This window comes from Haemophilus sputorum HK 2154, assembly GCF_000287615.1.
Taxonomy (GTDB): domain Bacteria; phylum Pseudomonadota; class Gammaproteobacteria; order Enterobacterales; family Pasteurellaceae; genus Haemophilus_A; species Haemophilus_A sputorum.
Map to the genome: position 1 here is coordinate 1 of NZ_ALJP01000010.1, position 7730 is coordinate 7730.

Here is a 7730-nt window from a genome sequence, read left to right on the forward strand (position 1 = left end):
CGAGGAAATTGCTATGATAATGCGGTGATTGAAAGTTTTTTTGCGATACTAAAATCAGAGTGTTTTTACTCTCAGACTTATCATTCAATTGCTGAATTACAGGCTGAAATTGAAGAATATTTAGTGTATTACAACCAAAAACGCATTAAACTTGCTTTCAAAGGATTGAGCCCAGTGCAATACCGAGCTCAATATTTAAGTTAACTAACCTGTCCAACTTTTGGGGGGCAGATCATATTTTTTATTTTATCGCTGCTATGAATAAACTTGCTTTTTCCTTTCTTCTTACTTTTTTTTCATCAAATGTTTGGGCTGATGATATCACCCAATCGCTCCAACAATCTAAACAGCAATTTGCTGATCTACAGAGCCAAAATCAACAACGTTGGTTAGAACAACATCAATTCCAATCTACTTCTCAAGTGGTTGAAAATGGCGATTTCTCGCAAATTTGTTTAGATTATCAAGGTGTAAAATTTAAAGGAATAACGCTTATTGATCCAATGCCTTTTGCGCCTAAATCGGGCGAATGTTTGAATGAAGCTCGTCTTAATCAGCTGAGTCAACAACTTACTCAAGCCTATGTGAGAAAAGGCTACATTCACAACCCTTTTCAGTTTGAAGACGATCAATCAGGCGTTTTAACCCTGCACGTATTTGAGGGCAAAATTGCTGCTATAGAAAGCGATAACAAGCGGTTTAATTTAAGCCAAATTTTACCAAATGCGATAGGTAAACCGCTGAAAGTGCAAGATCTTGACCAAGCACTTGACCAAGCGAATCGCATCACGGGAAACAGCGTTTCTGTTGATGTTTTGCCAGCTAAAAATGGCGAAGTTAAACTGAAATTTACGAACGAACCAATTTCTCGTTTCAATGGTTCAATTGGATTGGATAATTACGCGTCAAGAACCTACGATCGTTGGCAGGCACGTTCTTCAGTTAGCATTGGGAATCCTTTTGGCTTATCAGATACGCTTTATCTAAGCGGTTCGCATACACTAAAATCTCGTCATCAATTTAGCCGCTCGGCATTGCTCTATTATTCCTTACCTTATGGTTATTGGACATTCAGTGGCTTTGCTTCTATTTCCCAATTTAAAACGCCGCTCTCACTTCAGACATTAAGCCTGCAACAAAAAGGGCAAACTCTCCAAACGGGATTAACCGCAGATTATGTTTTCCATCGTGGTTCTAACCATATTTCAACATTTTCCACGCAGATCGAGAAAATTAACAGCAAAAACCGACTGGATGATGTGGTTTTAGATCTTCAAAGTCCTAAATTAACGAGCATTTCTATTGGGCTAAATCATTTGCAGCTGTTTGAAAATGCCACTTTTGTTACTGATTTCCACTATGAACAAGGGCGAAATAAAGGCGAAAACCAGCCAGAAGATCGTTTTAGCCGTTGGAATTTTGAGCTGAAATTTAATCGCTACCAATCAATTGGAGAGCAACTTTTTCGCCATTCTCACCAGCTTACAGCACAATATAGCCACGATTATTTGCCTTCGATTAAACAGGAAGATTTGACGGGGCATTATCGCGTACGTGGCTTGAATGATTTAAGTTTGTCGGCAGAGAAAAATATTGTTTTACACAACGATATTGCGTGGGTAAAAGCAACCGAACTCGGTACATTTTTGCCTTACGTTGGCATTGATTTTGGCGTACAAAAATCAACACAAGCGAATGCTCAGCGAGAACAAGCCTTTGCTTATGCCGTTGGGTTGAATTGGGAGCAGAAAACCTTTCAAGCTAACCTTGAATGGGCAATGGGGCGATTGTTTTCGAAAACTGATGGTGTCAAACAAGAGCGATTAGTGTTGGGAAGCATCAGCTATAAATTCTAAGCTTATTACACTAATGCACACTTGATTTTTTACTCAATAAATTATTTTTTTGTGAAGCAGATCACATTTTTACTCCATAAATGACTGGTCTAACCTGTTAATTTTTGTTTTAATACGAGCATTTCTTATTTAGTTATGTTCCATTTTACGAGGTACAAAATGTCTAAAACTTACTCTTTAAGCAAAATTTCGCTCGCCATTGCATTCAGCATTGCGGGGCAATCTGCTTTTGCAGAAATCAGTGCGGCAGATGCCAACACACAAATTAGCAAAAAACAAGGCATTGAAATTATCAATATCGCCAATCCAAGTGCCGCAGGGTTATCGCATAACCGATATGATAAGTTTAACGTAGATAAATCTGGTGCTGTGCTAAACAATGCTCGCCAAAATGGTAAATCTCAACTTGCAGGCGATCTAAACGCTAACCCAAATCTCAAAACCCAATCCGCAAAAGTGATTCTTAATGAAGTAGTGAGTCGCAACCCATCTAAAATTGCAGGTCAGCAAGAAATCTTTGGTGATAAAGCCGATTATGTATTAGCAAACCCGAACGGCATTAGCGTGGAAGGAGGCGGTTTTATTAATACGCCTCGTGCTTCGCTTGTGGTAGGTAAACCGCAAGTCGCAGAGGGTAAACTTAAAGGCTATGATGCAACAGGCGATAACGCGTTAAGCACCAGCGGCAAAATTACCAGTTCTGGCGAAATTGATTTAATCGCCCCGCAAGTGACCGTTGGCGGTCAAATTACCACCAGCGAAGGGGTGAATGTGATTACGGGCAAAAATAAAATTGCACGTGAAGACAATGGCACGCTTAAAATCACAACTACAGAGCGTAAAGGTCAAGTGCTAGATGGCAAAGTCGTGGGTAGTATTCAAGCAGGCAGAATTCGTATTCATTCAACCGATGAGCGAGCGACTATCACCGCTCAAGCGGCTGATTTACAAGCAAAAGAAGTGGATATTACCGCAGGCAATGCAAACTTAAACGGTAGAATTAGTCGCCATACAGATCGTGGTAAAGCAAAAATTACACATCAAAATGGCGTACAAGCTCGTGAACATCAAAGTGGCTCAAGTGAAAGCTACCAAGCAACCCGTGTGCAAACTGAGCAATTTAATGTGAATGTCAGCGGTAAATTGAACATTTCAGGAGCAGATATTCAAGCCAAAAATAGCAATATTCGCGGTGGCAATGTACATTTAGGTGCAGAAAAAACCGTGAATTTACATGAACATAGCAAAAACCAAAGCAAAGGTGCGTGGTATCGTAATGAACAAGAAAGCAGCCGTGTTGAAACCACACACCGTACTACGATTGCAGGAGATAGCGTAAACATTGAAGCAACCGAAGGCAAAGTGACCACTGAAGGTGCAAAAGTTTCCGCAAAAACGACCGCTATTTATGGCGAACAAGGCGTGAATTTACGTGGTGCAAAAGCCACTACCACTCAAACGGCTCGTGCTGAATTTAAAAATGAGACTGCACGTTTAAAAACAGGTTTAAGCAGCCAAGATAGTAGCGTACAACACTACACTGCAACAGAATTAACAACCGAACAAGATCTTATTTTAGGTGGTAAAGGCGATGTGCATTTAACAGGCGTAGTGGCAAATGTGGATGGTGTATTGCTCGCGAAAAACAGTGGTTCGCTCTCATTCGGTTCAGAGAAATCTAGTGAAAGTTATAACCTCAGCGATGATATGCGTTTCTGGGGCGGTTTAGCTGGCTCGAAAACCGTGGGCACGGGTAGAAGTGCGGAAACCGTGCATGGAGCAGATGTTACTGTGAAAGGCGATGCGACTTTAGATGCAAGCCGTGGTGTGCATATTTCAGGCAGCCGTGTCGTAACGGGTGGTAATGGCGTGGTAAAAGGCAATGCAGGTGCATTAGTTATTGATAGCACTCAAGCGAAAACTACTGCAGTTGATTACGCTCGTCAAGGTACAATTTTTGATATCACCAAGGCTCGCCAAAGTAGCTATACACATACCTCTACTGCAAAAGGTTCAACCTTAAAATCAGAATCAAATCTCCAACTTTCTACCAACAAAAACGTGAGCATTGTGGGCTCAACCGTGCAATCTGCAGGGTTGCTCGATATTGCAGCAAAAAGTGGTATTGAAGTGAAAGGTGCAGCTAACCACGTTCGTACGGAATCAAGTAAGGCTGGTTTTAGTTTCGCGGGCGGTTTCGACAGCCTCAAAACATCATTCCAACACGGGCATTTAACCGCAAATCTCAACCTTGATAATAACAAAGGTAAGCCAAGCGTGGATGCAGATGTTGAAATCAGCAAAGAGAAAAAAGCAGATGCTGTAAATGCAGAAGGTAAATTCCACTTGGGCTTGAACGTTTACAATAACAGCCAAAATAGTCACACAACAACGCATACAGGTTCAAGCGTAAAAGGTAACGATGTAGCATTGAATGCAAAAACTGTGACTGTTTCAGGTAGTGAAGTGGCGGCAACTCACGGCAATTTAGTCATTAACGCAGATAAAATCACGACACAAGCGGCTCAAAATCAAAGCATTAACAACAGCGTGAAAAACGAAGTAAATGTTGGTTTGAGCGGCACCGTAACCGAGAACAAATTAAGTGCCACTTTAGGTGTTGGCGTAGCTCATTCCTTAAATTCAAGCGTGGAAAACAAAGCCCAAGCAAGCAAACTTTCAGCGGCAAATGATGTAAAACTTAATGCAAATCGCATTGAGCATCAAGGCAGCCAAGTGCAAGCAGGCGGAAATATCCAAGAAAATGCGAAAGAGGTACTTCACACGACGGCAAAAAATAGCACAAATAGCTTTGGCAATAATGTGAATGTTGATCTCACCGTATCTGCGAGCATTGATAAATCCAAAGCTTTCAGCGTGGAAGCGGAACTTGCTGCAAAAGGTGGGCACGAAACCGCTTCAAACACAACGCATACCGCAACGCAGTTACAAGCAGGCAAAAATATCAGCGTGAATGCAAACCACATTCAAGATAATGCTACCCAATACAGCGCAGGAGAAACGGCACAATTTAATTCAAGCAGCCATCAACTTGTAGCAGTTGCAAATAGTGTTGAGAAAAACAGCCTTTCAGCTGGGGCGAGTGTAGGCGTTTCAGCAAATACCTCTGATTTCCAACGCTTTAACGTTGCAGCAAAAGTAGGAGCAAATTACAATCAATCTGTTAGCCAAGAAAGCAATGCCGTGCAAGGCTCAATTAATGCGAAAAACGTGAACATTCACACAGGCAAATTTAATAGCCAAGCAAATATTAACGCAAGTGAAAATGTGAATATTCAAGCTCAAAGTGCTCAATTCAGCCAAGCAACAAGCAGTAAAACCCAATCAGGTGGTGGTTTTGAAGCGAAAGTAGGTGTTGGTGCAATGGTTGTGCCATCAGCAGGTGCAGCAGTTCCATCTATTGATTTAAGCCTTTCTGCAAATGGTAAAAACGGCAACCAAAGCCAAGCGGTGATGAATACCATTGCGGGTAAAAACGTAAATGTGCAAACACAAGGCGTATTGAACTTGCAAGGCACAAACGTGCAAGCGGTTGAAAATGCTCAACTTTCTGGCAAACGTGTGAACATTACAGCCGGCAATAATCACGTTCAAAATGTGGCAGCCTCCGTGGCAACAGGCGTGAATATTGGAGCTAAAGTAGCAAATGCAGGCTTTAATGCAAATGTAGGCGTAAACACCGAAAACAGCCAAACGCACACAGGTGTGGCAGTAAATGGTAAAAATGTGAGCATTCAAGCTCAAAACGGAGTGAATTTAAAAGGCGTGATCTCAACCTCTGAACAGCTCAATCTTAATGCGGGCAAAGGCAATTTAGCCTTAACGGCAGCAACAGATAGCGTGAACAAAACTGATGTTTCAGTAGGCTTAAAACTAGGCGGTGGCGTGGCTGAGCAAAAATGGGCTCCGTCTTCAGGTAGCGGTCATCTTACTGTAAATGTGGTGCGTAATGAAACACATACCGAAACCACTCTCAACACCGATACAGCTAAGATCAATGCTGGTGGTGATGCGAAATTTATCGGTGGCTCTGTCAATGCTAACCACGCAAGCGGTACGATTTCAGGCGACTCTCACAGTGAGCAATTAGTCAATAAAGTCAATGAAGTAAGTGTAAGCCTTGCTGCGAATGGTAGTGGTAAACTTGCTGTACCAACTACAGATAAGTGGGCAGAAGCAGCAAAAAATGACTGGAATAACGGTTCCATTGCAGGTGTGAAAGCGGATGCAAAATTAGAGGTTAATGCTAAACATCAGCAAACAGCAACTAATGCTGGCGTGAATGCAACACAGGATACAGTTGTAGTCAAAGGTGTGAAATCTCGTACTGAGATGAAAAATCATCATAGTCGCCAAATACATTTTAAAGCGGAAGCTACTACAGCGATAAAAAAACAAGTTGAAGCAAAAATTCCTGAAAAAGTAAGACAGGTAGTAAAACCAATACGTGCAGTAAATTTACAACTTATTAAAAATAATAAGGTAAATTATAAAGTACGTGTAAGAAACTAAAACCCATCAAGCAGTCAATTTTTTGCAAATTTTTGCGAAGAATTGACCGCTTATTTCAATTATAAAAAAGAGGATTCTTTATGAACAAATTAACTAAACTCTCATTAGCAATCGTTATCGGTAGTTTAATGATGCCAGCATTTGCGTCTAAAACTGAGCCTTACACTCAATCAGGCACTAACGCCCGTGAAATGTTGGTTGAACAACCCATTCACTGGATTTCAGTTGATCAAATTAAAAAAGAATTAGAGGGCAAAGCACCGATTAATGTGAGCTTTGACATTGACGACACCGTGTTATTTAGTAGCCCTTGCTTCTACTACGGTCAGCAAAAATACTCACCAGGCAAACAAGATTACTTAAAAAATCAAGACTTCTGGAATGAAGTAAATGCAGGGTGCGATAATTACTCAATTCCAAAACAAATTGGTGCAGATTTAATCAAAATGCACCAAGAGCGTGGCGATCAGATTTACTTTATTACGGGTCGTACAGCAGGTAAAACCGATGGCGTAACCTCTGTATTACAAAAAGCATTTGATATTAAAAATATGCATCCAGTGGAATTTATGGGCGGTCGTGAACGTACAACAAAATATAATAAAACCCCAGGTATTATTGCTCATAAAGTCACTATCCACTATGGCGACAGCGATGATGATATTTTAGCTGCGAAAGAAGCGGGTATTCGTGGTATTCGTCTAATGCGTGCAGCAAACTCAACTTACCAGCCAATGCCAACTTTAGGTGGCTATGGCGAAGAGGTTTTAATTAACTCAAGCTATTAAAATAGTTTTGAATGATCTTAAAATAGGATAAAAATGTTTATGTGGGCGGATTTCTATCCGCCTACTTTTTCAAAATTTTTGTGGCGTTTTTATGATGAACAGACGTCATTTTATTCAAATTGGTGCGACCAGTCTTCTTGCATTAAGTGCAAACCGTTTTGCGATGGCAAAAGGAAAGAGCGATGTTGATCTACGCATTGTGGCAACAACAGATAACGGATGTAACGGAATTTCAGGTTGGGCAAGAAAAGCTTTATTTTTCACCGTTGATGGACTTGGCTAACCGAGAAATTATTGCCTATAACTTTGCGACACGCCCGAAGTTTTCATTGGTAAAAAGATGTTAGAACAAGGGCTTAGTCGGCTTAAACCGACAGAGTACCCGATTATTCATAGCGACCAAGGTGTATTGTATGGCTCGGCGGAATGGGTAAAGATGTTGGAGGGTAAAGCCGTGCAAAGTATGCGCCGCCGAGGAAATTGCTATGATAATGCGGTGATTGAAAGTTTTTTTGCGATACTAAAATCAGAGTGTTTTTACTCTCAGACTTAT

At 41.1% G+C, this 7730-nt stretch carries 4 protein-coding genes and 2 pseudogenes; all 6 read left to right on the top strand.

Going from position 1 to position 7730, the window contains the following annotated elements; translation table 11 throughout:
• On the top strand, positions 1–204 hold a 204-nt coding region (locus HMPREF1128_RS06595), incomplete at its 5' end, for an IS3 family transposase (protein WP_035530305.1).
• Positions 205–257: 53 nt separating this feature from the next.
• The gene (locus HMPREF1128_RS06600; protein WP_007525610.1) at positions 258–1856 is read left to right on the top strand and encodes a ShlB/FhaC/HecB family hemolysin secretion/activation protein; all 1599 of its coding nucleotides are present in this window, start codon (positions 258–260) and stop codon (positions 1854–1856) included.
• A gap of 159 nt (positions 1857–2015) precedes the next feature.
• Positions 2016–6389 (top strand): two-partner secretion domain-containing protein, encoded by a 4374-nt coding sequence (locus HMPREF1128_RS06605; protein WP_007525614.1) that lies wholly within the window; start codon positions 2016–2018, stop codon positions 6387–6389.
• 80 nt (positions 6390–6469) lie between these two features.
• Positions 6470–7177, top strand: coding sequence for an acid phosphatase AphA (gene aphA / locus HMPREF1128_RS06610; protein ID WP_007525608.1), 708 nt, complete (start codon positions 6470–6472; stop codon positions 7175–7177).
• 91 nt (positions 7178–7268) lie between these two features.
• Positions 7269–7391: pseudogene (locus HMPREF1128_RS10305) on the top strand (tRNA methyltransferase); the annotation flags it as partial.
• 126 nt (positions 7392–7517) lie between these two features.
• A pseudogene (locus HMPREF1128_RS10245) lies at positions 7518–7730 on the top strand (DDE-type integrase/transposase/recombinase); the annotation flags it as partial.